At 47.3% G+C, this 23,700-nt stretch carries 19 protein-coding genes; 2 read left to right on the top strand and 17 right to left on the bottom strand.

From position 1 onward, the window contains the following. The first annotated feature begins 86 nt into the window (after positions 1–86). Positions 87–794 carry an aspartate/glutamate racemase family protein gene (locus tag P0078_RS08840; RefSeq protein WP_282934038.1) on the top strand — a complete coding sequence of 236 codons (708 nt, stop codon included), beginning with the start codon at positions 87–89 and terminating at the stop codon, positions 792–794. Between the two features lie 879 nt (positions 795–1,673). Beyond that, entirely contained in the window at positions 1,674–4,037 is a 2,364-nt protein-coding gene (locus P0078_RS08835) for a TonB-dependent receptor plug domain-containing protein (RefSeq protein ID WP_282934037.1), read from the top strand. A 115-nt stretch (positions 4,038–4,152) separates the two neighbouring features. Here the strand turns inward: P0078_RS08835 and P0078_RS08830 are convergent, their stop codons facing one another. The 17 genes from P0078_RS08830 to P0078_RS08750 all read right to left on the bottom strand — a co-directional run bounded on the left by P0078_RS08830 (position 4,153) and on the right by P0078_RS08750 (position 23,655). After that, positions 4,153–4,611 (bottom strand): hypothetical protein, encoded by a 459-nt coding sequence (locus P0078_RS08830; protein ID WP_282934036.1) that lies wholly within the window; start codon positions 4,609–4,611, stop codon positions 4,153–4,155. A 72-nt stretch (positions 4,612–4,683) separates the two neighbouring features. Further along, positions 4,684–6,228 (bottom strand): NADH-quinone oxidoreductase subunit N, encoded by a 1,545-nt coding sequence (locus P0078_RS08825; RefSeq protein WP_282934035.1) that lies wholly within the window; start codon positions 6,226–6,228, stop codon positions 4,684–4,686. Continuing rightward, complete coding sequence (nuoM, locus tag P0078_RS08820; protein WP_282934034.1) at positions 6,225–7,823, bottom strand: NADH-quinone oxidoreductase subunit M; 1,599 nt, start codon at positions 7,821–7,823, stop codon at positions 6,225–6,227. The genes P0078_RS08825 and nuoM overlap by 4 nt, the downstream gene beginning before the upstream one ends. Beyond that, positions 7,820–9,658 carry an NADH-quinone oxidoreductase subunit L gene (gene nuoL / locus P0078_RS08815; RefSeq protein WP_282934033.1) on the bottom strand — a complete coding sequence of 613 codons (1,839 nt, stop codon included), beginning with the start codon at positions 9,656–9,658 and terminating at the stop codon, positions 7,820–7,822. Before nuoL ends, nuoM begins: the two co-directional genes overlap by 4 nt. Before the next feature lies 1 nt (position 9,659). Further along, positions 9,660–9,977 (bottom strand): NADH-quinone oxidoreductase subunit NuoK, encoded by a 318-nt coding sequence (nuoK, locus tag P0078_RS08810; protein ID WP_444892930.1) that lies wholly within the window; start codon positions 9,975–9,977, stop codon positions 9,660–9,662. A 4-nt stretch (positions 9,978–9,981) separates the two neighbouring features. Continuing rightward, a complete protein-coding gene (gene nuoJ, locus P0078_RS08805) occupies positions 9,982–10,491 on the bottom strand; it encodes an NADH-quinone oxidoreductase subunit J (protein ID WP_282934032.1) in 510 nt (169 codons plus the stop codon). Between the two features lie 37 nt (positions 10,492–10,528). Continuing rightward, positions 10,529–11,047, bottom strand: a complete 519-nt coding sequence (nuoI, locus tag P0078_RS08800) for an NADH-quinone oxidoreductase subunit NuoI (protein WP_282934031.1) — start codon at positions 11,045–11,047, stop codon at positions 10,529–10,531. 31 nt (positions 11,048–11,078) lie between these two features. Next, complete coding sequence (gene nuoH, locus P0078_RS08795) at positions 11,079–12,035, bottom strand: NADH-quinone oxidoreductase subunit NuoH (protein WP_282934030.1); 957 nt, start codon at positions 12,033–12,035, stop codon at positions 11,079–11,081. Between the two features lie 2 nt (positions 12,036–12,037). Further along, entirely contained in the window at positions 12,038–14,881 is a 2,844-nt protein-coding gene (nuoG, locus tag P0078_RS08790) for an NADH-quinone oxidoreductase subunit NuoG (RefSeq protein ID WP_282934029.1), read from the bottom strand. Positions 14,882–14,950: 69 nt separating this feature from the next. After that, positions 14,951–15,451: an NADH-ubiquinone oxidoreductase-F iron-sulfur binding region domain-containing protein gene (locus P0078_RS08785; protein WP_282934028.1), complete on the bottom strand. Its 501-nt coding sequence runs from the start codon at positions 15,449–15,451 to the stop codon at positions 14,951–14,953. Between the two features lie 137 nt (positions 15,452–15,588). After that, positions 15,589–16,767 (bottom strand): NADH-quinone oxidoreductase subunit NuoE, encoded by a 1,179-nt coding sequence (nuoE, locus tag P0078_RS08780; RefSeq protein WP_282934027.1) that lies wholly within the window; start codon positions 16,765–16,767, stop codon positions 15,589–15,591. Between the two features lie 145 nt (positions 16,768–16,912). Next, positions 16,913–18,718, bottom strand: coding sequence for an NADH-quinone oxidoreductase subunit C/D (gene nuoC / locus P0078_RS08775; RefSeq protein WP_282934026.1), 1,806 nt, complete (start codon positions 18,716–18,718; stop codon positions 16,913–16,915). A 36-nt stretch (positions 18,719–18,754) separates the two neighbouring features. Then, positions 18,755–19,402, bottom strand: a complete 648-nt coding sequence (locus P0078_RS08770; protein ID WP_282934025.1) for an NADH-quinone oxidoreductase subunit B — start codon at positions 19,400–19,402, stop codon at positions 18,755–18,757. A gap of 18 nt (positions 19,403–19,420) precedes the next feature. Continuing rightward, entirely contained in the window at positions 19,421–19,834 is a 414-nt protein-coding gene (gene ndhC / locus P0078_RS08765; RefSeq protein ID WP_282934024.1) for an NADH-quinone oxidoreductase subunit A, read from the bottom strand. Positions 19,835–21,429: 1,595 nt separating this feature from the next. Further along, positions 21,430–21,756: a low molecular weight protein tyrosine phosphatase family protein gene (locus P0078_RS08760; RefSeq protein WP_282934023.1), complete on the bottom strand. Its 327-nt coding sequence runs from the start codon at positions 21,754–21,756 to the stop codon at positions 21,430–21,432. Positions 21,757–21,814: 58 nt separating this feature from the next. Then, complete coding sequence (locus tag P0078_RS08755; RefSeq protein ID WP_282934022.1) at positions 21,815–22,369, bottom strand: hypothetical protein; 555 nt, start codon at positions 22,367–22,369, stop codon at positions 21,815–21,817. A gap of 416 nt (positions 22,370–22,785) precedes the next feature. Beyond that, positions 22,786–23,655, bottom strand: coding sequence for a LysR family transcriptional regulator (locus P0078_RS08750; protein WP_282934021.1), 870 nt, complete (start codon positions 23,653–23,655; stop codon positions 22,786–22,788). Positions 23,656–23,700 lie beyond the last annotated feature (45 nt).

Here is a 23,700-nt window from a genome sequence, read left to right as displayed (position 1 = left end):
GTCGCTATTCCTGAATGCCCTCAATTTACAATCAGTCTTTCGACTCTCTCATGTTAGTATTCGCAACATGTATTAAGGGATATTAGATGAGCTCAAAGATGAAGAAGATTGGCCTTTTGGGTGGAATGAGTTGGGAGAGTACAGCAATTTATTATCGCCTGATTAATGAAGGAATTGCTCAAAGGTTAGGAGGGCTGCACTCGGCCGAAATTCTACTTTATAGCGTCGATTTTGAAAAAATTGCACGGTTACAAATGGAGGGTGATTGGGCTCAGGCAAGTAAGCTATTGGTTGAGGCGGCAATATGCCTGGAAAAAGCTGGTGCTGAGGGCATTTTATTGTGCACTAATACTATGCATAAAGTAGCTGGAGATATTATCGAGACTCTTGATGTACCTTTTTTACATATTGGTGATGCTACAGCTGAAGTACTTAAGAACAGAGGGATAAAGACCGTCGGCTTGTTGGCGACAGCTTTTACTATGGAGCAAGATTTCTATCGTGGCTATATGCAGGAAAAGTATGGGATTGAGGTTTTGATTCCGGAGCCCAGCGATAGAGAGATAGTCCACCAGGTTATTTACGAAGAGCTCTGTAAGGGGAGAGTCCTTAATAGTTCAAAAATGGAATTTATTCGTATTGTGGATTTGCTATCCAAACAAGGTGCCGAAGGTGTGATCCTAGGTTGTACAGAGATTTGCATGTTGCTTTCGCAAGAGGATACCTCTACTCACCTGATGAACTCCACAGAGATTCACGCTCAAGCCGCAATAAAGTTCGCACTTGATTGTTGAATAGTGTTGCTAGGTTTACTTAGAGATATCTTTGTCAACCAAAAGTTAGACTGATGCTCCACTGTGACATCCATTAAAGCAACTCTACTTGCTTCGAAGTGTATCAGTGGGTGGTTTTTTTATAACACAAATACACTCTTGTTAGGCTTGCTTGTCCCATATTTATTAGTTTTTTAGTATTAATCTCTTTTGTTAAGTGGGTTTTCTGTGGATGTTTGTCTGTGAGTTAGAGCTGACAAGATAAAATATCTTCACAGTATTTGTTTGTGGAAATGATAATTATCATGTTTATTACCGCAAGCTAAGGTTGTTTTTTCACCTCAAATCATCAAATAAGTTTCATTTGTCCTCTGTAGAAGTTATTATTTGGGATATACCCTGCTTGTGTATGTGCGCTCTATTTTGCTTCCTCTTGTAATAAAATTTAATTTAATCATCTAGTTAGATTTATTTTATTTTTGGCAGTTTTGTCAGTATCTACATTTTTAGTCGTTCTTAATTTTTAAATTGCCTTTTTTGCTCTTGCAAATTGTAGTTTTTCTGGCATTTTCTCTGGTTGTCACACTTCTTGCAGTGAATGTATTGATGGTAACCTCCCTCTGCATAAGCGAGCTTTCAAGTGCGTAAAAAATTTTTATTGATCTCCTGGAGCACTACCTCAATTAGCCAATTTATTTTTGCTTTAACGCACAAGTTGGTTTAAGTGAAAGCTGGTTGATTTGGCTCGGAAGAAAATAAGAGATAACTAAAACAGGGTATTTCTCCTATGAATGAAAAAAGAAGCGCTGGCTTACAGCCTGTGGCGCTCCCTCTCTGCTTGCAGCTTCGATTGCTGCATTAAGCAGTCCCACTTTTGCTGAAGATGCACTCCTTGAGGAAGTGATAACAATCGGTACCCGTGTTGAAGGGCGTTCCGCTACAGATTCCTCCGCTCCCATCGATATCGTGACCGGAGAAGAATTTGTAAACCAGGGTGATGGAGATCTCAGTAATCTGCTTAGAAACGTTGTTCCATCCTATAACGTTAATGCAAAGCCAATTTCTGATGCTGCCTCAATCGTTCGCCCTGCAAACCTGCGTGGACTGCCACCCGATAGCACACTGGTTCTGGTAAATGGTAAGCGTCGCCATCGCGCTGCCGTCATTTCCTTCCTCGGAAGTGGTGTTTCAGATGGTGCTCAGGGGCCAGATATCTCCGCAATTCCGGCGATTGCTCTGAAACAGGTTGAAGTCCTGCGTGACGGTGCCGCAGCCCAATATGGCTCCGATGCGATTGCCGGCGTTATCAACTTTCAGTTAAAGGATGCAGCTGAGGGCGGCACGGTTGAAGCCAAGTATGCAACTACCGCTGAAGGTGATGGTGATCAGAGTACGATAGCGGCGAATTTCGGTCTGCCTCTGACGGATTCTGGTTTTGTGAATGTCAGCCTCGAGTATCGTGAGCAGGATTCTACCAGCCGCAGTGTGCAGCGGGATGATGCAGCCCAGTTGATCGCCGATGGCAATACCTATGTTGCCAATCCTGCGCAGATCTGGGGCCAGCCAGAAGTTAATGACGACACCAAGTTCTTTGTTAACAGTGCCATAGAGATAAATGATACTGCTGAGCTGTATGCCTTTGGTAACTATGCCAGCCGCGAAACAGATGGGGGCTTTTACTTCCGGAACCCGGAAACTCGTCCCGGCGTTTATGCGCTTGATGATGAGCCCTTAATTGGTGATCTGGATGCTAGCAATGGTATCTATGATTGTATTGGCATGACCCACGAGGAAGCACAGTCTAGTGATGAGTGCTTCTCATACACCGAAATGTTCCCTGGCGGATTTACTCCGCGCTTTGGCGGTGAGCTAGAGGACTACTCAGCGGTATTTGGTGTTCGTGGTGAATTTGCAAATGGCATTGGCTACGACGTAAGTGCCAGTACCGGTCACAACGAAGTAGACTTCCTAATCTACAACACCGTTAACGCTACGCTCGGGCCTGACAGCCCGACCAGATTTAGCCCTGGCGGTTATGTACAGGAAGAAACCAATTTCAATATAGATTTGACTAAGAGCATTGAACTTGCCGGAATGCCACTGTTCATGGCCACGGGCTTTGAATGGCGTGAGGAAGAGTTTGAAGTTAAACAGGGTGATACAGCCTCCTGGCAAGTCGGCGATCTGGCAGAGCAGGGTTTCTTGATTGGTTCGAATGGGTTCTCTGGTTTTGGTCCAGAGGTTGTAGGTACTTTTGACCGGGATAATATTGCGCTTTACACCGACTTCGAACTCGAAGTCGTCGAAGCTCTTCGGTTAGGTGCGGCACTGCGTTGGGAAGATTTCTCTGATTTCGGCGACACTTCCAATTTCAAATTGTCAGCCCACTATACAATCAACGATGTGATTGCCCTGCGCTCTACGCTGAGCACCGGTTTCCGTGCCCCGACACCGGGCCAATCCAACATTACCAATGTCACTACCGCCTATACCAATGGTGCATTGGCTAATCGGGGAACCATTCCTCCAACTAACCCCATTGCCGTATTGAAAGGCGGTGAGCAGCTGCAGCCAGAGGAGTCTCAGAGCTTTACTTTCGGTACAATTATTGCCGCAGGTGATTGGGATATTACCCTGGATTACTTCCTCATTGAGGTAACAGATCGAATCACTCAATCTGCTAACCAGGAACTGACTGATGAAGAGCGCGATCAGTTGGTTCAGGATGGCATCAGTGGTGCTGATTCCCTTGAATATTTCCGTTTCTACACCAATGACTTCGATACCCAAACCCAGGGTATCGACTTGGTGGCGACTTACCCACTCGGTGATGCAACAGATTTCAACCTGGCTTTCAACTGGACGGAAACGGAAGTTACCGATTTCAGTACGGATACCATGGATGAAATGCGTATCAGGCAGCTGGAGGATGGCTTACCAGAGGTGCGCGGTAATGCATCTGTCACCCATAGTGGTGACAGCTGGCGGGGCCTAGTGCGACTTAACTACTACGGTAGCTACTGGGAAGCACATTTGGACGATTACAGCTTGCCCATTGATGCCGGTGATGAGTGGACTGTGGATATTGAGGCTGCTTATGACTTCAATGATTCCATGACCTTGATCGCAGGTGCGGAAAACGTATTCAACAACTATCCAGATAAAAACCCCTGGTCCGGTGTTGCTGGAGCGGAATATCCGGAAACGGCACCTATGGGATTCAATGGAGCTCTGTACTACGTAAGAGCGCAGTATGAATTCTAAGTAATCCCAGCTGTAGCTGGAATTTTGTAGCTGGCTAACCTGGTGTTTCTTGATACCGGGTTAGCCGACTGCAGAATTATGTGACGATTAGATCCCGCTGTAAGTAGCGGGGTTTTTACATATCCCACAGTGAATTTGTGGCCATAGATAAGGTAATTCTTTCCTTATCTTGTATTTGTTTCAGGTCTTCAAACACTTCTTTCACCTCCATCGACTCAATTGCCCCATACACCGCCTGATAGAGTTCTGAGAAATAGCGATCTACCTCTCGTCCCATATTATTAATTTCACGAATTGTCGGTGGATCACTCAGATTGAGGCGGCGAATAAAGTCATTGGCACTTTCTTCATGGGTGTATTGCAGCCATGTCTTCATCACCTTATTTTGTGCTACATCATTGTAGTTCTGCAGGTTTTTCGCCATTCTCTGCTCATGCTCAAGCATGTGTTTTAATAGCAATTGGGTTCGGTAGTCCTCTGATTTATCCAGTAAGGTCTCGTAAACAGCTGCCATTTCCAGGTGAAATCTCTCAGCATCCTTGATGACTTCAAATGCTTGTTTGAAAGTCTTCATAGTAAGTACCCTCTGATACCAGGCTATTGCCTGGGCTTTAAAATATTTTTACATCAGCACTCGCTCTCTACTTTATATAGCATTTATCCAGTTAATAAGGACCTGTGGAAATATTCCGAAAAAAACCAGTACGGCGGCGAGAATTGCGATTAAAAACTGCCCTGAAGTGGTGATTTGTAACGCTTCGCTGTTACTGCTAGTGTCAATGGCATCTCTTTGTACCATCGTAAGTAGAAGACGAAGGTAATAGAAGAGGCCCAATGCACTACCAATAACCACCCCAGCGAGAAGAGCCCACATTTTTCCTTCAACACCTGCGGTAAAGACGTAAAACTTCCCAATAAATCCAATAGTTAAGGGAATTCCAGCCAGAGATAACAGCATTAGCGCAAGACAGCTCGCCAGCCATGGACTACGCCAGAGTAATCCCCGGTAAAAGTCCCTGTGATAAGGATCATCTGCACTGTTGGTCACGTCACTGACATTTGTTCCATTGGTTAGTTGTGCGGCCTCCACTGAATCAGCTATCAGGCCAACGATTGCAAAGGCTCCGAGTGTAGTAATGACATAGGCGACCATGTAATAAATAACCGCCTCTGTACCAAACGCGCTATTGCCGATGATAAACGCCACAATTAAATAGCCTATATGGCCGATTGAGGAGTAGGCCAGCAGCCTTTTGATATTGTTTTGCATCAGGGCCAATAAATTTCCTATCAGCATGCTAGCTATGGCGGCGATTGTCAGTAAGTCAATAAGAATAGGGCTCTGGTAGAGATTTAAGGTATTAAAGAATCGTAACAGAAAGGCAATTACGGCTGTTTTTCCCACTGTGGCGATCAACGCCGTCGTAGGCGTAGGTGCGCCCTGGAATACATCGGGTGTCCAGATATGAAATGGAACCAGTGATAACTTGAAAGCAACAGAAATGACCAGCAGAGTGGCGCCGGTTGCAAAAAGAGCAGAAGTCTGTGAAAGATCCTGTATCCGTGTAGCGATACTGCCAAAGTCCAGTGCCCCAGACGCCGCATAAATTAATGCGATACCGAATAGCCCGAGAGCGGTAGAAAGTGCTGAAAGGATTAAGTATTTAAAGGCAGATTCCAGGGAATTTACTTGATCTTTGCTTGAGGATAAATTGCCAGTAACCGCAAATCCCAACAGTGGATAAAGTGCGAGGCTAATTAATTCTATACCGAGGAAAAAGGTGGCAAAGTGGCTGGCAAATACCAGGGTGCTTGCTCCCAAAATGGCAAGTAAAAGTAGTATATAAAACTCTTCTGGATAGCTATCCGGATTTCTATTCAGGTCACACCGAAGTTTTAAGTAGTTGTATCCCATAACGCTGACGGCTATGGTGGTAACTAATATCAGCAGACAGAAGAACAATGAGTTGTAGTCAATCGAGAGTAGGGCAGTCACTTGAATAGACCCGTTATTGCCCGATAGGCTGGCTCCAACCCAGAAACAGGCAATGATAGCGGCTACCAAGGTGATAAGAGTTGTAACCAGAGCGCCCGCATGATTCCTCCAGAATGATACTTGGAGCAGCAAAATTACAATACCGGCACTAATCAGTAAAAGCGGTAGGATAGAAAATAGTTCTTGGGCACTCATAGAGATGTACCTGTTTTAGCGCTTTTAGCAGTAGGAGAGGATAAGCTTGCTGAAGTTTCCGGCCCTGTCTTTTCTATGACGACTTCTTCATTTTCGGGGGGCTGAAATTTTTGCATTGATTTAGCTATCGTAGGTTCGGCGATATCAAAGATAGGCTGGGGGCGGAGCCCGAAGATCACGAGAAGCACCGCCAGTGAAAGAAGCGCAGAGATCTCTCTGAGGCTTAGATCACTGACAGTTTTCCCCTCTGTAGCTGGTTTTAATTTGTCATTAAATTTGCCAAAGAAGACACGTTGCATCATTAATAGTGCATAGAGCGCTGCTCCAATAAGCCCAATTGCTGCAATAACCGTTAACCAGTGATTAGCTTTAAAGCTACCAACAAGTACCAGGAATTCAGCAACAAAATTACCCAGCCCAGGCAGTCCCAGTGAGGCGATGGCAAAGAAGAGTGCAACGGCGGATAGCTTTGGCAGAAGAGGCCAGACACCGCCGAGCTGACTCATATCCCGAGTATGGAGACGATGCTGTAGTGCGCCTACTAATGCGAAGAGTGCAGCGGTACTCAAGCCGTGGGCGATCATTTGCATCACTGCGCCTTGCAGGGCGATAGTATTCAGTGCGTAGAGTCCCAATAGAACAAATCCCATGTGGCTCACACTTGAATAGGCCACAAGCCTTTTCATATCCTTCTGAGCGAATGCCAGCGATGCGCCGTAGACCACACTGATGGCTCCAATGGTCATTGCAACCGGTGCAAAAGCTTGTGAACTCTCCGGGAATAAGGGCAGTGTAAAACGTAGTAAACCATAGGCTCCTGTCTTCAACAGAATCGCCGCCAGTAGAATACTGCCGGCAGTAGGAGCCTGGGTATGAGCGTCAGGTAGCCAGGTATGGAAGGGCAGCGCTGGCAACTTGACGATAAAGGCAATAAAAAATCCGAGCATTAACCAATAAGCTGCTGTTGCAGACAGTTGAGCACCCAACAAATCCATATAGTTAAAGGTCAGTTGCCCGCTATTCCGATAGTGGATAAATGCCAAGGCAACGATGGCAATCAGCATTAACAAGCTGCTTGCCTGGGTGAAAATAAAGAACTTTATCGCAGCGTAGACTCTGCCCTCATAGCCCCAAACTGCAATCAACAGCAGCATGGGAATCAGCATGACTTCCCAGAAGAAAAAGAATAAAAACAGGTCGATAGCGGTGAACACACCGACAATACCGGCCAGTGTCCACAGGTAGTTAAAATAAAAGAAGCCGCGCCGGAAGGTGATATCATTCCAGGTCATTACTAGCCCAAAGATCCCCATCCCCATTGTGAGCATTAGCATAAGAAAGCTGAGCCCATCAATTGCCAGATGGAAGCTGATCCCGAACCTGGGTATCCAGGATATCAAAAGGTTATCCCACCATTGACTGTCACCTGTAACAGCTGTGGACTCTGCCTGGGGGAAATAGCTGATCAAGAGTAGGGATGCGATAATCAGGGAAACCAGGCTGATTAAGCGTCCACCCTCATAGAGATGTTTCTCTGCCAGCCAGGCTAATATTCCCCCAACAAATAAAATTATAATTATTGCCAGTAATGTCATAGAGCCACCAACAGGGCTAGGAATAAAATTGATCCGGCTACAAAGGTGGCCAGGTACCAACGTATTTGGCCATTTTGTGAAGAGCTGAGGGCGTTATTTAGATGTGCACTCAGCGAAGCGGTACCCTTGTAGATGCTGTCGATAATATCTTTGTGGTTAAGGGCGGTGATAAATTTAAAAGGTCTTACAAAAACCCGGTCATAGACCCAGTCAAAACCCCATCCCTTAAACCAAAACTGAATTAGTGGAGAGCGCTGCTCCCCAACCTTCTTCTCGAACAGGAACATTTTCCAGGCGATAAACAGGCCGATCAGCGGCATGGCAATGGCAATGGCTTCAATGACCCAGGAGTGGTGTTCATCGGTTGGGGTGCCAAAGACTCCCTGGAGAGGTGGAGCGAGAATTCCACCAAATAGGGCAAGTACAGCGAGGAGGCCCAAGGGAAGCATCATCACCGTGTTATTGGCGTCTTTACAGTGTGAGGAGGCGCTGCCCTCACTGCCCAGAAATGCAAGAAACAGAACCCGGAAGCTATAAATCCCTGTGACCAGCGCACCTAATAGACCGGCAAGCCAAAGCAGGTTTACTCCTTGATGATATTCATAAGCACTGAGCAAAATATGATCTTTGCTGTAGAAACCGGATGTAAATGGGAGTGCTGCCAGGCAGGCGCAACCGATGGTAAAGCAGATAAAGGTAAAGGGGATTTTGCGATAGAGGCCGCCCATGGCAAAGATATTCTGCTCGTGATGTACGCTCAGGATTACTGACCCTGCGGAGAGGAAGAGCAGAGCCTTGAAGAAGGCGTGGGTCATCAAATGGAAGATGGCTCCTGACCAGGCACCCACACCCAGGGCCAGGAACATATATCCAATCTGGGAGATGGTTGAATAGGCCAGGACCCGTTTGATATCACTTTGTGCGATAGCACTGAATCCGGAGATTAATAGAGTCAGAGCGCCGACAATGGCTACAGCTGTCATGGCGGTTCCAGACAGCTGATAAAGCGGGTGCATACGGGCGATCAAGTAGACCCCGGCCGTCACCATGGTGGCAGCGTGGATAAGGGCGCTGACGGGAGTGGGGCCTGCCATCGCATCGGGAAGCCAGGTCTGGAGTGGAATCTGTGCTGACTTACCCACAGCGCCACCCAGTAACAGCAGCATAGCGATAGTGATAATTTGAGTATTGACCCCGGGATTCCCTGCCGCTGTGATGAGCTCCGGTATATTTAGTGTTGAGAACTCAAAGAACAGCAGGAACAAGCCGATCGCCATGGCGGTATCGCCGACGCGGGTGACGATAAATGCCTTCTGTGCCGCCGCGCCGTTTGCAGGGTCCTTATACCAAAATCCAATGAGCAAGTAGGAACAAAGACCAACGCCTTCCCATCCCAGATAGAGAAGTACCAGGTTGTCCGCCATTACAAGAATTAACATGGCAGAGACAAATAGATTCAAGTAGGAAAAGTAGCGGCGGAAATCCGGATCTTCACGCATATATCCGGCTGAGTATAAGTGGATAAGGAAGCCTACTCCGGTAATGATCATCAGCATTACCAGGGTTAGCCAGTCCACATGAAAGGTGAAGCCGAGCTGGAGGTCTGATACCCGCATCCACCGCCAAACTGACAGTGTAACGACCGATTCCGGGTTGCCCAGAAAGGTGGAGAGTGCGAGGTTAAAAACCAGAATCGCTGCGATTCCCACACTGCCCACACCAATCAGGCTCACTAACTTTTGTGAGGGTTCCTTTTGTGTAAACAGTGGAATACTGATGAGGGTCAGGAAACCAAGAAAGGGAAGCAATGGTATCCAGGCTAGTGATCCGTTCATATTAACCCCTCAATCCATTGAGCTGGTCAATATCGACCGTGTGTTTGCGATAATAAAATTGCAAGACCAGCGCCAGTGCAATGGCTACTTCGGCAGCGGCCAGGGTGACAACAAAAACAAACATCACCTGCCCATCAGCATTGCCCCAATGAGCGCCGGCGACAACAAACATTAATGCTGCGGCATTGGTGCAAATTTCAATACACATCAGCATAAAAATAATATTTCTTCGGATGAGTAATCCGGCTAACCCCAAGCAAAACAGAATGGAGGCCAACAGCACGCCAGCCTCCAAACCAGGTGCAGATTCGATAGGCATAGCTTCACTCCGGTTTAACTATTTTTCTGTGTCGGGCGAGGTGAAAAGCTCCAACAAGCCCTGCCAAAAGCAGCATTGAAGCGAGTTCGACAGCGAGAACGTAATGGCTAAAAAGTGCGATACCGACCTGTTTGGGCCCAATATAGTGATAGGTTTGCTCTGAAGGAATTTGCCCGCTACTAACCAGCAGAAGTAACTGGATTAACAAAATTGCTGATAGAAGGGCTGGGCCAATCCAGGTGTGGGGTTGCAACCAGGCTTGCTCCTGTGCAACTGAAGCATCTCCCTGATTGAGCATCATGATGACAAAAATTATCAATACCATGATGGCGCCGGCATAAATAATAACTTCCAAAGCTGCTGCCAGGGGAGCGCCGTATTGGTAGAAAATAACGGCAACCGATAAAAGTGAAGTGACAAGATAAAGTAGCGCGTGGACCGCGTTCTTATGAAAAATAACCATGGCGGTTGAGACAATGGCAACCGCAGCGGTTAAGTAGAAAATGTAATTCACTGGGACAACCTCTTTTTAGTTATTAGCCCTTTTGAAATCAGAGATTTAGGCTTTTTACATTAATGGGCTCGGCCTCATTTTGAGCTTCGCCCTTGTCCTTGCCTGAGATGGCCTTTCCTGCAATTTGATAAAAGCTGTAGTCGTGATACTTACCGGGGCCACTGATTAGTAGGTCTTCCTTTTCGTACACCATGTTTTGCCGATCGTACTCGCACATTTCAAAGTCAGGTGTTAGCTGAATGGCATAAGTTGGGCAAGCATCTTCACAAAGCCCACACATAATGCAGCGGGAAAAATTGATACGAAAATATTCGGGACGCCAGCGGCCGTCAGGATCTTCTGTTTTTTGCAGTGAAATACAATCAGGAGGGCAGGCAACGGCGCAGAGATTACAGGCAACGCAGCGCTCGTCACCGTTGGGATCTCGGGTGAGCACGATCCTGCCGCGATATCTGGGAGCCAGGTAGGGCTTTTGGTCAGGGTATTGTACGGTAACGTTCTTCCGGAACAGGTGTTTAAATACCAACCACATGCTGCGAATCTGGCTTGAAATCATTTCTTTGGCCTCGCACGCTTATTTTAATTTTCTAGGCAGTCCACAAAAGTACCGCTGCGGTAGCCAGTAGATTGATCAGGGCCAGAGGTAGCATGACCTTCCAGCCGAATTTCATTAATTGGTCATAGCGGGGGCGTGGAATCGCCGCCCTTAAAAGAATAAACACACCAACCAGAATGGCAGTCTTCAGGCAAAACCAGATAAATGGGGGCAGTAGGGGGCCATGCCATCCACCGAGAAACAGGGTGGTGATTAGCGCTGAAATTAGAATCACTGCCAGGTATTCACCCACAAAGAACATGCCGAACTTCATACCGGAGTATTCGGTATGGAATCCCGCTGTCAGTTCGTGCTCAGCTTCCGGAAGATCAAATGGAGTTCTGCGGCTCTCGGCAATACCGGCAATAAAGAAAACAATAAACCCCAGGAATTGAGGGATGATAAACCAACCATCTGCCTGGGCATTAACAATCTCGCGCAGATTGAAACTGCCAGAAAGCATAACAACACCCATCAGGCTCAAACCCATAAATACTTCATAGGACACGGTTTGAGCGGCAGCCCTTAGCCCACCGAGCAGAGCATATTTATTATTTGATGCATATCCCCCAAGGATTACGCTGTAGACCGCAATAGAACTCATTGCCAGCACAAACAGTAAACCGATATTCAGGTCTGTGACCCCAATATTGGGCGATATGGGCACTACGGCAAAGGCAATCAACATGGTTGCCATAACTACAGTGGGTGCCAGTACAAATACGGGAATATCTGCAAATTTCGGAGTGAAGTCTTCCTTGAAGAACAGCTTGATCATATCTGCAATAACTTGCAGGGTGCCAAATTTTCCGACCCGGTTAGGGCCCGGGCGATCTTGCCAAAAGCCCAATAGGCGGCGCTCGCCCCAAGTTAAAATGGCTGCTAGCAGCACGGTAACTATCAATACGCCGAAAATATTGAGCAATATGATCCAGATATTTGTGCTCATAATTAGTCCTCTTGCCCGATTGCGGAGCTTTCTTCCACTGGCAACAGATTGGCGCCACCCGGTAATACGGGGGCAAGAGTTTCCAGCCCTGGAAGACCATAGGGCACACCCAGGCTGCCCGAAGGTTGGCTATCGGAGATAACCACACTGCCCCGGAAAACACCGCTATTGGTGTCTAATGCCACTGTGTCTCCCTGGTTTAGGTTGGCACTTTCGGCATCACCGCGATTTAATGTAAAGAATGGCTTATCGATTACTGTAGCGATGGCCATTGCGCGGTTACTGAGCTCTTCCGAACCAAACATTCGGTAAATCGGCAGTGTCGTTAGACTGTGGTTATCGCTATCTCTATCGCCATCGGAGGCTGTGGGCAAGGACCAATCCGAAAGTACTTGCTCTTGTCTCTGGATGTATTTGCCCGAGGCACCACCACGGCGTTCGCCACCCACTTCCTGCTGAAACTTGAAAATTGATTGGTTGGAGTTCCATCCGGGAGACCAGATATTGGCTTGCAGCGGTGACCGGTTTGGGTTGTGCACACCTTCCATGCTAAAGCTCATAGGAGCATCGGGGTCTTGGTGTGGAGGCTCCTCTGAGACATGTTCCTCTGCGTGAATAGCCGTGCGCCCACTGTAGCGAGCGGTCTGTCGAGCAACCTTGAGCCCGTCAATTCGGAAGTTTTCATCCGGCCCTAAATCTTTGATGACCTTGAGTGAAGAAACACTTTCTGCTAGGGAATCGGTGATATCTGGGCAGTGATTCCAATTGATAATAGTGTCGATACTCTCGGAGTGTTCTGTGGAAAAACCAGCGGCATCTACCAGCCAGCGCCAGCTCTCCTGGATATACCCAGTGCCTTCATAGACCGCATAAAATCGCTGTGCCAAACCAGTATTGTTAACAAATGTCCCTTGGGATTCGGCCGTTGCGGATACAGGAAAGATTAAGTCGGCATGTTTGGCGGTTTCATTGAGCAGGGTGTCCAGCAGAATGATATGGTCGACGCTGGCAAACAGACTGTTTAACTCTTCACTCGCGACTCTTAAGGAGAGGTCATTCTCCAGAATCACTAGGGTTTTATCGATATCGGTTTTGTCATTCTTGAGTTCAGTGATCAGATGCTCAAGGGAACCGGTTTCGGGCTCAAACAGCTGAATAACTCCCAAGCTATTAGCCTCTTCACAACACAAGTATAGAGAAGTGGGTTTGCCGTTTTTTTCCGCCAGTGCACAGGCGATTTTGGCTGCGCTGTGGGTAAGGTGGATATTCTTGCTACTGGTTCCAGAGATAATCACTGGGTTCTTGGCCGCAGTTAATATTGCTGAGATTCTTTCAGCTTCCTCCAGATTCTCTGCACTAAGTGAAGTTTTGTTGCTTTTTACCTCCAGAATATTATTGGCAATTGCCTGGCCGATTTGGGCAGCCTGTTCCGGCAGGGTATAGATCGCTTTACAGGTAATATCTGAGATCTGATTGAGTTCGGTGCCGATAAAAATAATCGGGCTGGGATCACCCTCCAATTGCCGAACGGAAGCATCCTGCCACAAGGGTATTCTTAGTGATTCAGCTTGTTCTTTTTGGCGGCTCCGTGCTGCTTGGCGAACTGCCAGGGCAACCCTGGGGGCTGTGTTGTAGATATCTTCCCCAAGTATCAATACAACATCTGAATTTTCTATCTCAGGGATGGTCGGGCTGTGGATATTGGCATCGCTCTGAATTCTGTCTACAAGGTGTAGTAGCTGCATATCCCGCTGGTTGAGGCCAGAGAAGAAGTTATCCCGCCCTACAAATTTTAATAGGGCGAAGTTATTTTCCAATGATGCCCTGGGTGAACCAATGCCGATCAAGCGGTGCTCATCTCTCTGTGCTGATGCGAGTTTTTCTGAAAGTGAGAATACTGCATCCTTGGGGGAAACCTCTTTGTGCAGACGTTCATCAGTTTCTGCTGTAGAGCTGATCACATCATCTTTGCGCGCAGAAAGTACCTGGGTTATCCGGCTCTTACTGTTGACATATTCGTATCCAAAACGCCCCCGGTCACAGAGAAAATAACCGTTGATATCGTGGTGATATAAGTTGACCACACGGCGCAACATCGGGTCTTGGTTGTTGCCGGATTCCCTCGCTCCAGGCGCGGTGTTACAACCCACGGCACAGTGTTCACAGACTGAGGCAGCTGTTTGCAAATCCCATTTTCGGACAAAGTGCTGGCTGAAAGTCTTATCGGTAAATACTCCGGTGGGGCACACTTCGACAAGGTTCCCACTAAAACCATTTTCCAGCATGCCCTCGGTATTGCGGCCAAAAAAGACCTGGTGATTGCGACCCAGTGCTTGTAAATCCTCGCCACCGGCATAGTCGTGATAGAACCTGACACATCGATAGCAGGTAATACAGCGATTCATTTCGTGATTGATAAAGGGGCCGAGATACTGGTTTCGGTGGGTGCGCTTGGTACCCTGATAGCGGCGCATGGTATGACCGGACATTTCAGTCATATCCTGTAAGTGGCACTCGCCGCCCTCCTCACAAACCGGGCAATCGTGAGGGTGGTTGGTCATCAGGTCTTCTATCACAGAACCGCGAAAATCTTTCGCAGCTTCCGAACTGACACTGTAAATACCGCCGTCTTTTATCGGCGTCATACAGCTCATAATCAAACGGCCCCGTTGATCTTCGCTGTCCTTATGCTCGATAACTGCACACTGGCGGCAGGCGCCAACAGAACCCATGGCGGGGTGCCAGCAAAAATAGGGGACATTCAAACCCAGGGACAGGCAGGCAGTGAGCAGGTTTTGATCTCCATCAACCTGGTATTTATTACCGTCTATTGTGATGGTTGGCATTTGAAATCCATTTTCTTTTTATTAATGCTTTCAGGGGCAGGGTTGTTGTACTAATTTAGTCGCGCTAATTTATTGGTAGGGGCAACAACCGCCTTCAATATGGTCGATAAAATCCTGTTCAAAGAGTTTTAACGCGCTTTGTATCGGCTCGGCGGCACCGGGAGCCAGGGCGCAAAAGGTATTGCCGGGGCCGATACGCTCGCACTGTTCCCTGAGGAGTTCCAAGTCTTCTTTAGTCCCCTGGCCAGACTCTATTCTCTCCAGAATTTTGACGGCCCAGGGCAAGCCGTCCCGACAGGGGGTACACCAGCCACAAGATTCCCGCGCGAAGAACTGGGTCAGGTTCAGTACCAGGCCTACGGGGCAGGTTTTATCGTCGAGCACGGTAATCGTGCCGGTCCCCATACGGCTGCCGGCCTTGCCGATAACGTCGTAATCCATGGGAAGGTCGAGGTGGTCTGGGCCGAGGAAATCGGTTGACCCTCCGCCGGGAAGAATGCCCTTCAGTTGCAGGCCATCTTTCATGCCACCGGCATGTTGTTCAATAATTTCGCGAATGGGCGTCCCCATTGGGAGTTCCCAAGCCCCTGGATTATTAACCTTTCCGCTAACACCAAATATTTTGCTTCCCGCATCGTCACCCCGGCTAAGGTTTTTGTACCACTCCACGCCGTGGCTAATTAAATGGGGGAGGTTGCACAAGGTCTCTACATTGTTAACGACAGTGGGTTTGCCCCAAAGCCCGCTGACCTGTGGAAAGGGGGCTTGGCACGGGGAATGGCCCGCTTGCCTTCAAGGGCGTTTAGCAGTGCGGTTTCTTCACCACAGATATAGTTACCGGCGCTGCGGTGCAGGCAGATCTCCAGATTAAAGCCACTGTCGAAAATGTTTTCGCCAATCATGCCCTGCTGCTTGGCTTCATCGATTGCCTGTTCGAGACGGTTTGCAGCCAGGTGGTATTCACCACGAATAAAAATATAGGCGTGAGAGGCGCCAATGGCATAGGCGGCTATAGCCATTCCCTCAAGGAGGAGGTGAGGGTCTCGCTCCATTAGCAATCGGTCTTTGAAGGCGCCGGGTTCCATTTCATCAGCGTTACAGACAACGTACTTTTGTTTGGGCGAATCTTCACCCCTAGGTACAAAACTCCACTTCAGCCCAGTGTTAAACCCCGCTCCACCGCGTCCACGCAGGCCTGCATCTTTTACTTCGTTGATAATATCGTCCGGTACCATGGTGATGGCTTTGCGCCAGCCCTGGTAGCCGTCGTTTTCCACATATTGCTCAATAGTGGCGGCAATATTTTCACTGGAAATATTCTTAGTCAGTGGATTTGTCAGCATGGTATTTTTCTTCTTATCGATTAATTCATCAATACCTTTTTCATCCAAATGGCGATGCATCTCCTCGCCGAGCATAAGGACCGGGGCTTTGTCACAATCTCCCAGGCAAGGCGTTTCCAGCAGGGTGAAAATCCCATCTTCGGAGGTCTCTCCAGGCTGGATATTTAAGCGCTCAGATATTTTTTTCTGCAAATTATCGCAACCCATAATCCAGCAGCTGGAGCTTTTGCAAAGGTAGATCACTTCCTTGCCTACTGGTTGGCGGAAAATCAACTGGAAGTAGGTGGCGACACTCTCAAGTTCTGCAACGGGAATATCCAGATAATTGGAAATTGCCTGGAGGCTCTCATCGGAAATCCAGCCGCGATGTTTCTGTACAATCCGCAACGCCTCGAGCCCCACTGAAGTTTTTTCGTGGTAGTGGGTGGCTTCCTGATCAATTTCCTCTTTTTCTTGTACTGTTAAGGTCGCCTGGTTGTCTGCTGAATTGCTATTGCCTTGCTCCATTACTTCAATCAATTCCGGTTCTAATAAGCTGGACATAGTCGCCCCCGAGATAGAACTTGCGGAGGTTTCGTTGAGGCGCTGCCGCCATCTGTGTGTGCGATGGCTGAAACGCTGGGTGTATTTCCGTGCACTTTTCTACTCCGCTGCTGTACGGCCCTGTGCCTGCCGTAGTTTTTTATTGTTATCTGTCCACATCCGCCATGACGAAGTCGATGCTGGCAATAATGGCAATAAGGTCAGCAATCAACAGTCCGTTGGACATTAACGGAATCATTTGCAGGTGTGGGAATGAAGGGGTGCGAATTCGGGTCCTGTATGAGGTGGTCCCCCCATCACTAACGATTTGGTAGCTGTTGATACCTTTGGTGGCTTCAATGGGATAACACACTTCGCCGGCTGGCATTACCGGTCCCCAGCTGTTATTCACAAAGTGCTGAATTAAAGTCTCGATATCCTCCATGGTGCGCCCCTTTCGCGGAGGGGTGGTCAAAGGGTGGTCCGACTTATAAGGGCCTGCCGGCATATTTTCCAGGCACTGGCGGATAATCCGCAGGCTCTGCCATATCTCGTCCACCCGGACCCGGCAGCGGTCGAAACAGTCCCCACCATCGTAGCTGGGAATCTCGAACTCGAACTGATCATAGCCGCTGTAAGGGCGCTTTTTGCGCAGATCCCAATCCAGGCCCGTGGCGCGAAGCCCTGGCCCGGTAACCCCCCACTCAAACGCCTCCGCCGTATCGTAGACACCAATGCCACGGGTGCGGCGTTGCAGGAGTTTGTTTTTAATTACCATGCCGTCGTAATCGGCTAAGCGTGCGGGCATATAGTCAAGAAATTCCCGCACCATTTTGTCCCAACCTTGGGGTAAGTCCTGCGCTACACCGCCGATACGGAACCATGCCGGGTGCATCCTGCCGCCGGTAATGGCCTCGACAATGCCAAACAGTTTTTCCCTATCGATAAACATATAGAACACGGGAGACATCTGCCCCACGTCCTGGGCAAAGGTGCCAAAAAATACCAGGTGGCTGGATATGCGGAAGAACTCGCACATCATCACCCGTATCATCTGTGCGCGTTCAGGGACCTTAATGCCGGCGAGTTGCTCCAGTGCCATTACATAGGGCAGGTTGTTCATGACACCGCCGAGGTAATCGATACGGTCGGTGTAGGGCACATAGGTATGCCAGGCCTGGCGCTCGGCCATCTTCTCTGCACCGCGATGGTGGTAACCGATATCTGGCACTGCATCGATAATCTGTTCACCATCCAGCTGAAGGGCTACACGGAATACCCCGTGCACACTGGGGTGATTCGGGCCGAGGTTGAGGAACATAAACTCTGAGTCTTCATTACTCCTGGCCATGCCCCAGTCTTCCGGCCGGAACAGCAGGGCGTCTTGTTCCTTGCGCTCCTTCTCTTCTGATAGGCTAAATGGGTCGACTTCGGTAGCCCGGGCGTGGTGATCCTTGCGCAGTGGATGCCCCTTCCAGGTCAGCGGCATCATGATTCTCTGTAAATGGGGATGACCGGGAAAGTCGATACCGAATAGATCCCACACTTCCCGTTCATACCAGTTGGCATTCTCCCAAACGGTAGTAATAGTCGGTGCACTAAGATCACTCTCGGGAAGAGCCACCTTGATACGGATAAATAAATTGCGGGTAAATGAAAGTAGTTGATATACCAGGGTGAAATCGCTGGAAGGCTGTTTTTCGGTTCCCTCCCCACGGTTGACCCGCAGCCGTTCGTCGATAGCACTCAGGTCATACAGCATTTCAAATGGATGGGCGATATCCCGCTTGAGAAAGAGCAAAAGAGGGATCAAGGCATGTTTCTCGATCCACAGTGTGGGAATATCATCACAGTGTGGCTGCCACCAGAACGAGTGAAGCTTATATCCGGTGTCGAGGTCCCGAATAAATGCCTCTGCTGCTTTCCTGTAGGGAGTTGCTGTGTGGACAGTTTTCGCAATTACGCCAGTCATTGGCTATTCCGTTGTTTTTTTCTTATTCCATGAAGCCTAAACACTGTCGGGCGCACGTAGCATGTCAGCTTTCATACGTTCCTCCCTATGGAGATCACGCTGACTGGGCTTTGGAACCTTGTGAGTTCCTTGATCATCCACAACCCAGCTGAAGGCTCGTCTCTCCGCAGCCACCGACTTTTGCAGTAAGGTCAATCCCTGCAGTAGGGCCTCTGGGCGTGGTGGACAGCCGGGCACATAAACATCGACCGGGAGAAACTTATCGACCCCCTGAACCACACTGTAGATATCGTACATACCGCCGGAATTTGCACAGGAGCCCATGGAGATGACCCAACGGGGCTCGATCATTTGCTCGTAGAGTCGCTGTACCACTGGTGCCATTTTCAGGAAAACCGTCCCTGAAATTACAATCAAATCCGCTTGTCGAGGGGTTGCACGGATGACCTCAGCGCCAAAGCGGGAGATATCGTGGCGGCTGGTGAAGGCGGTGGCCATTTCTACATAGCAACAGGACAACCCGAAGTTAAATGGCCACAGGGAATTTGAACGGCCCCAGGAAACCAGCTCTTCGAGTTTGGTAAGGAGAATATTTTTTTCTAAATCTTGAGTGCTTATTTCTTCAGAAGGATTGCCGTGTTCGGTAGCAATCAGGTCGTCGGCCTTGCTCAGCTTCCAGCGCATTATGAATTCTCATTGTTGTTATCGGGGTTTTTGGCGTTTCTCCAAACTCTTCTGGTATCCGCCCCAGTCAAGTGCACCCAGGCGCCACAGATAAATAAGCCCCACCAGCAGTATCACGATAAATACGGTGGCCTCGATAAATCCGAGCAGGCCAGTTTCATAAAATGCGATGGACCAGCTAAACAGGTAAATCGCCTCCAGGTCGAAGACGATAAACAGGATGGCAACAAGGTAATAGGCGACAGAGAGGCGCAGGCGCGCATTGCCCTGGGAAACAATACCCGACTCATAGGGCTCATCGGTAGCTGGGTCCCTGCGTTTTTGACCGAGAAAATAGGAAAGGCTGAGCATTAAGGTAATTAGGGCAAATACGGCCAGACAATAGACAATCAATGGCCAAATCTGAGGAGTGAACTGATCCGGGTAATTCAACTTCGCTCTCCCATGTTTCTGCGGGCGAAGCCCGTATCAATCACTGGTCTTGCAGTAAAAGGGCAAATCAAGAATTCTGATTTTGAGGGTGCTCTCACGCAAGAAGAGATAATTTGAAAAACGATTATTGCTTTTCTGAGAAATTTTTTAGTTGTCGGTAATCCTATTCGCTTGTCTGATTTATAAATCGTTGCGGGAGATAGCGCCAGTGGTGCGAAGGAACGTTTAATTCTTATGTATATACTTTTTATTCGGTAGGGTTATGTAATGTCTTGCGACAGCTCAATAAATGAAAATGTGCGCCAGCTTCCAGAAGGTGAAGGAGGGGCCTATTGTTCTTAAACTATTCCTCTGATCAAAAGCAGATTGAAGTTTTTAGGGTTACGCAGTACTGGACTTAGGGTGTGGTGTCATTGGCTTGTCTGGCACCTAATAATGCCATCATAGCGCACTCCACTTGCGGTTCTGTATGGGACTTTCCATTTCTCATGAGAGAGGTAGTTTGGTCAAGCAAGTACATTTATCCAATTCTTCTCGGTATTTCTAACAAGGTACACATCGCTTGCGTTACATTGAAGTTTGTACCTACGGAACCCTTCTTCTATTACGGAATAATCTCGCCCCTTGAGCTGAACTTCAGAGTCCCCCCAGCGGCCATCTGAGCTTTCAAAGCTAACATCTGGGTTGTGGATTTTTATAAAGCCAAGGAGGAACATAATCCCGGAAACCAAAATTAAGATGAAAATTGTTCGTATGATAGTGGTAGTCATCGCTTGTTTCCGACTATCTTTCAGTTTTTGGTTTGGTGCAGGATCTTAATTCGTATCACTCTACAAATGATCGATCGGAAATTGGTGTGCCCAATTCAAAAGTTAAGGTGAGTTTTAATTTCCATTATCACTAAAATGCCTCTCCTTCTATAAGCCACCCATGTTCGTGGAGTTGTTTCCAAGTTGTGCGTTTTGTATTGATTTTTCTGACTGCTTTTATGCCTTTTCTAGATTTTCATTAAATCTATATTTAATATATTTTAAGTAAAAATTTAGAAGGTGTATCTTTATCCTATTTTGGTTGTCGTGATTGCTATTTAACTTCTGTAGCCTTTTTTGAATGCTCATACTTGATTCAAATCTGTATAAGTCTGAAAATCTCCAGGTAAAATCAAATGGTGTCTTTGGTGTCGAGAGTCTTTACTTGTTAAATGCCACACTATAACGTGGTGTAGAGCTGGTTGGAATAAATATGATAATTGTTTATTTCTGATACCGCTTTTCTCAAAAAATTCATCGACTTTTTCGTTAAAAAACAGTGCGTATCTGTTTTTCTCGGAGTTATCTATTTTGAAATCATATTCAATATCGAAGTGCTCAGCCAACACATCTTCGATGTAATCAAGCTGGTCTCAGCTACAAAGCTCTATGCATATGCCAAATTCGGGATCACTGCTAACATCAAGCTTTTTCGTAAATATCAGTCTATTTTTCATGGAAACTTAATTTTTAGTATATGGGCGACTGAAACAGGGCGAAACGATGTGTAGGCCGCAGGGCTCGGCACCCATCGCCGGTCTTACGGACCGTTTATTTTTATAGAGGTTACCGAAATCGGACATGTCTGGATACCCTGCTTTCAAGTAGACGAACCAATACCGGGTCCATGCGAGCGTAATTGTCAGGGATGTCTAGACAGATCAATTTCTTGCCTTTTAGGAGGTCTTTGAATTTCTTTGAAACTTTATTCCGGTGGGACTTTTCCATAACAAAGACAATGTCAGCCCATTCGATTAGGTCGCCACTCACCACTGTTTCAGCATCACTATTTGTGCCTGCACCGATGGCATTGATGCCTTGATAGGCTGAGAAAACCTCTTCACCTGTCGGGCTTCTAAGTCTGTTTTCACTACATACGAACAGTAAATTCATAATATTCTCTAGGATACATAATGCTTAGCGTAGGGGGCTCTATCAGGGCCACTACTTGTTAGGAACTTTGCACGCTCTCAAGTTTTAAATATCCTTCGCATGCAACTTCAACCACTCTACTTTCATCACCAGATAAGTAAGTTTCAGCTGTATAAAATCCGGCTTTACCAGCAGCCGAATTTGAAGGATGTAAAATACGAAAAAAACCACTAGGTACAGAACACCCTCTGGGAAAAGAATAAATATTGCTTATGTTGCCTGAAGGCCCTGCTGCTAATCGATGATCAGTGCCTTTAGGAAGTTCGATACAAGTGGTCACATGAAGTAGGTAATATACGCATTCACCTTGAAGATAAATCGGGAGAAATTCAACTCCCGGAATACAATTGATCTTCTCTTTTACTAGCTCAGACACAGCGTAAGCGCCTGGGTTAAATAAGACACTTGTCGACCCTGATTTCGAATAAATGCGAAGCTCGGGAACATCCCAGTCTGACAGAAGTGATCCTGGCATGCCAATGCGAGGATCGTGCCATAGATGCTCATCATCATCAAACCAAGCGCATGTAAAATTACCATCCTCTTTTGATACAGGTGACAATTTGTAGATCATTCTAATTCCTGTCTAAATCTCGCAGCATAGCGACTGCGGAAAACGCCCACAAGATAAGCCGCCCCGGGCGGGGCCGAAGGGTGGTAGCCTTGCTGACTATGATTGTACGATTGTTCTTGTTTGATTATGACACTAAAAATCACCATTCGTTAATGGGGAAATTGAAGCCCACATTTAGCGGTAATCGAAAGCCCTGATTATCACATACTGTTTGATTATCGGTCCATTTAGGCCACATAAATAGGGATGTGTCAGAGACGCAATAAGCATAGCTACATAGTTAGATTTGGTTTTGAGGCAGAAAAACAAGACAAGAAGCAAGTGAAGAAGGGATCGAGGAACCTTTGGCGTTGCAAAAGTTTGTCATACACAAGATTTTTATTGCCCATCATTGTTCATATATAGAAATATTCAAATCATTGGCCTTCATAGCTATCTACTTTAGTAATTAAGAAGTCCCAAAATGCTTTGATGCGCGCTGTGTTTCTTAAATCCTTGTTAGCCAGAATCCACAAAGATGAGTTGTACTTAGTTTCCAGTCTATAGAGTTCAACTAGATCGTATGAATCATCAGTTGGTAACAAAGCTATCCCTTGATCATTGAGAGCCGCGTTCAGAGCCGTAGTTATAGAATTACAGTATATAGATTTGGCGTTGTTCTTAATTTGTTTCTGATACCAGTGCACTGCAGGGTTATCTAAGTGCACGTAGTCAATAGCTGTTAGGTGTTCAATTTCGGACAACTTGAAAGGAGCGTTATACCCTCTAGCCTTCAAAAAGACTTCAGAGGCATAGATGCTTAAGTTTACATCTCTCATTTTACGTGCAATAAGGTTTTCCGGTGCTGTATGACTTGCCCTAATGGCAATGTCCGCATCGCGATGCTCGATATCCAGAGCCTGCTCACTTTCAAGGATCTCAAACTCAACGTCGGGGAATGGCCTCCGGAATTCACTAACCCACTGGGGCAAAGTGGTCGTTGCCATTGTTGAGGGTGCGGTAACACGAATTAAACCTTGAACTTTTTCATGTTGCAGAGAACTTTGAATGAGGATGCCATCGGCCAATGACTCCATTCGCTTGGCACTATCCAAAATAGTTCGCCCCGCCTCAGTCAGTTGGTAGCCGCGACGACTAACAATAAATAGCTGCGTTGAAAGCTCGCTTTCAAGCTGCTGGATCCGCCTCCAAACAGTGGTTGAATTAACATTCAACTGGCTAGAAGCCGCCTTTAAGGTTCCTTTCTCTGCAAGCGCGATAACGACCTTCAAATCGTTCCAATCCATGACATTACCCTGACGTTGCATTCATGCAATATAAGTTTGCCTTTT

It is taken from the genome of Microbulbifer sp. VAAF005 (genome assembly GCF_030012985.1).
Lineage (GTDB): Bacteria > Pseudomonadota > Gammaproteobacteria > Pseudomonadales > Cellvibrionaceae > Microbulbifer.
This window is presented reverse-complemented; position numbering and strand designations above follow the sequence as displayed.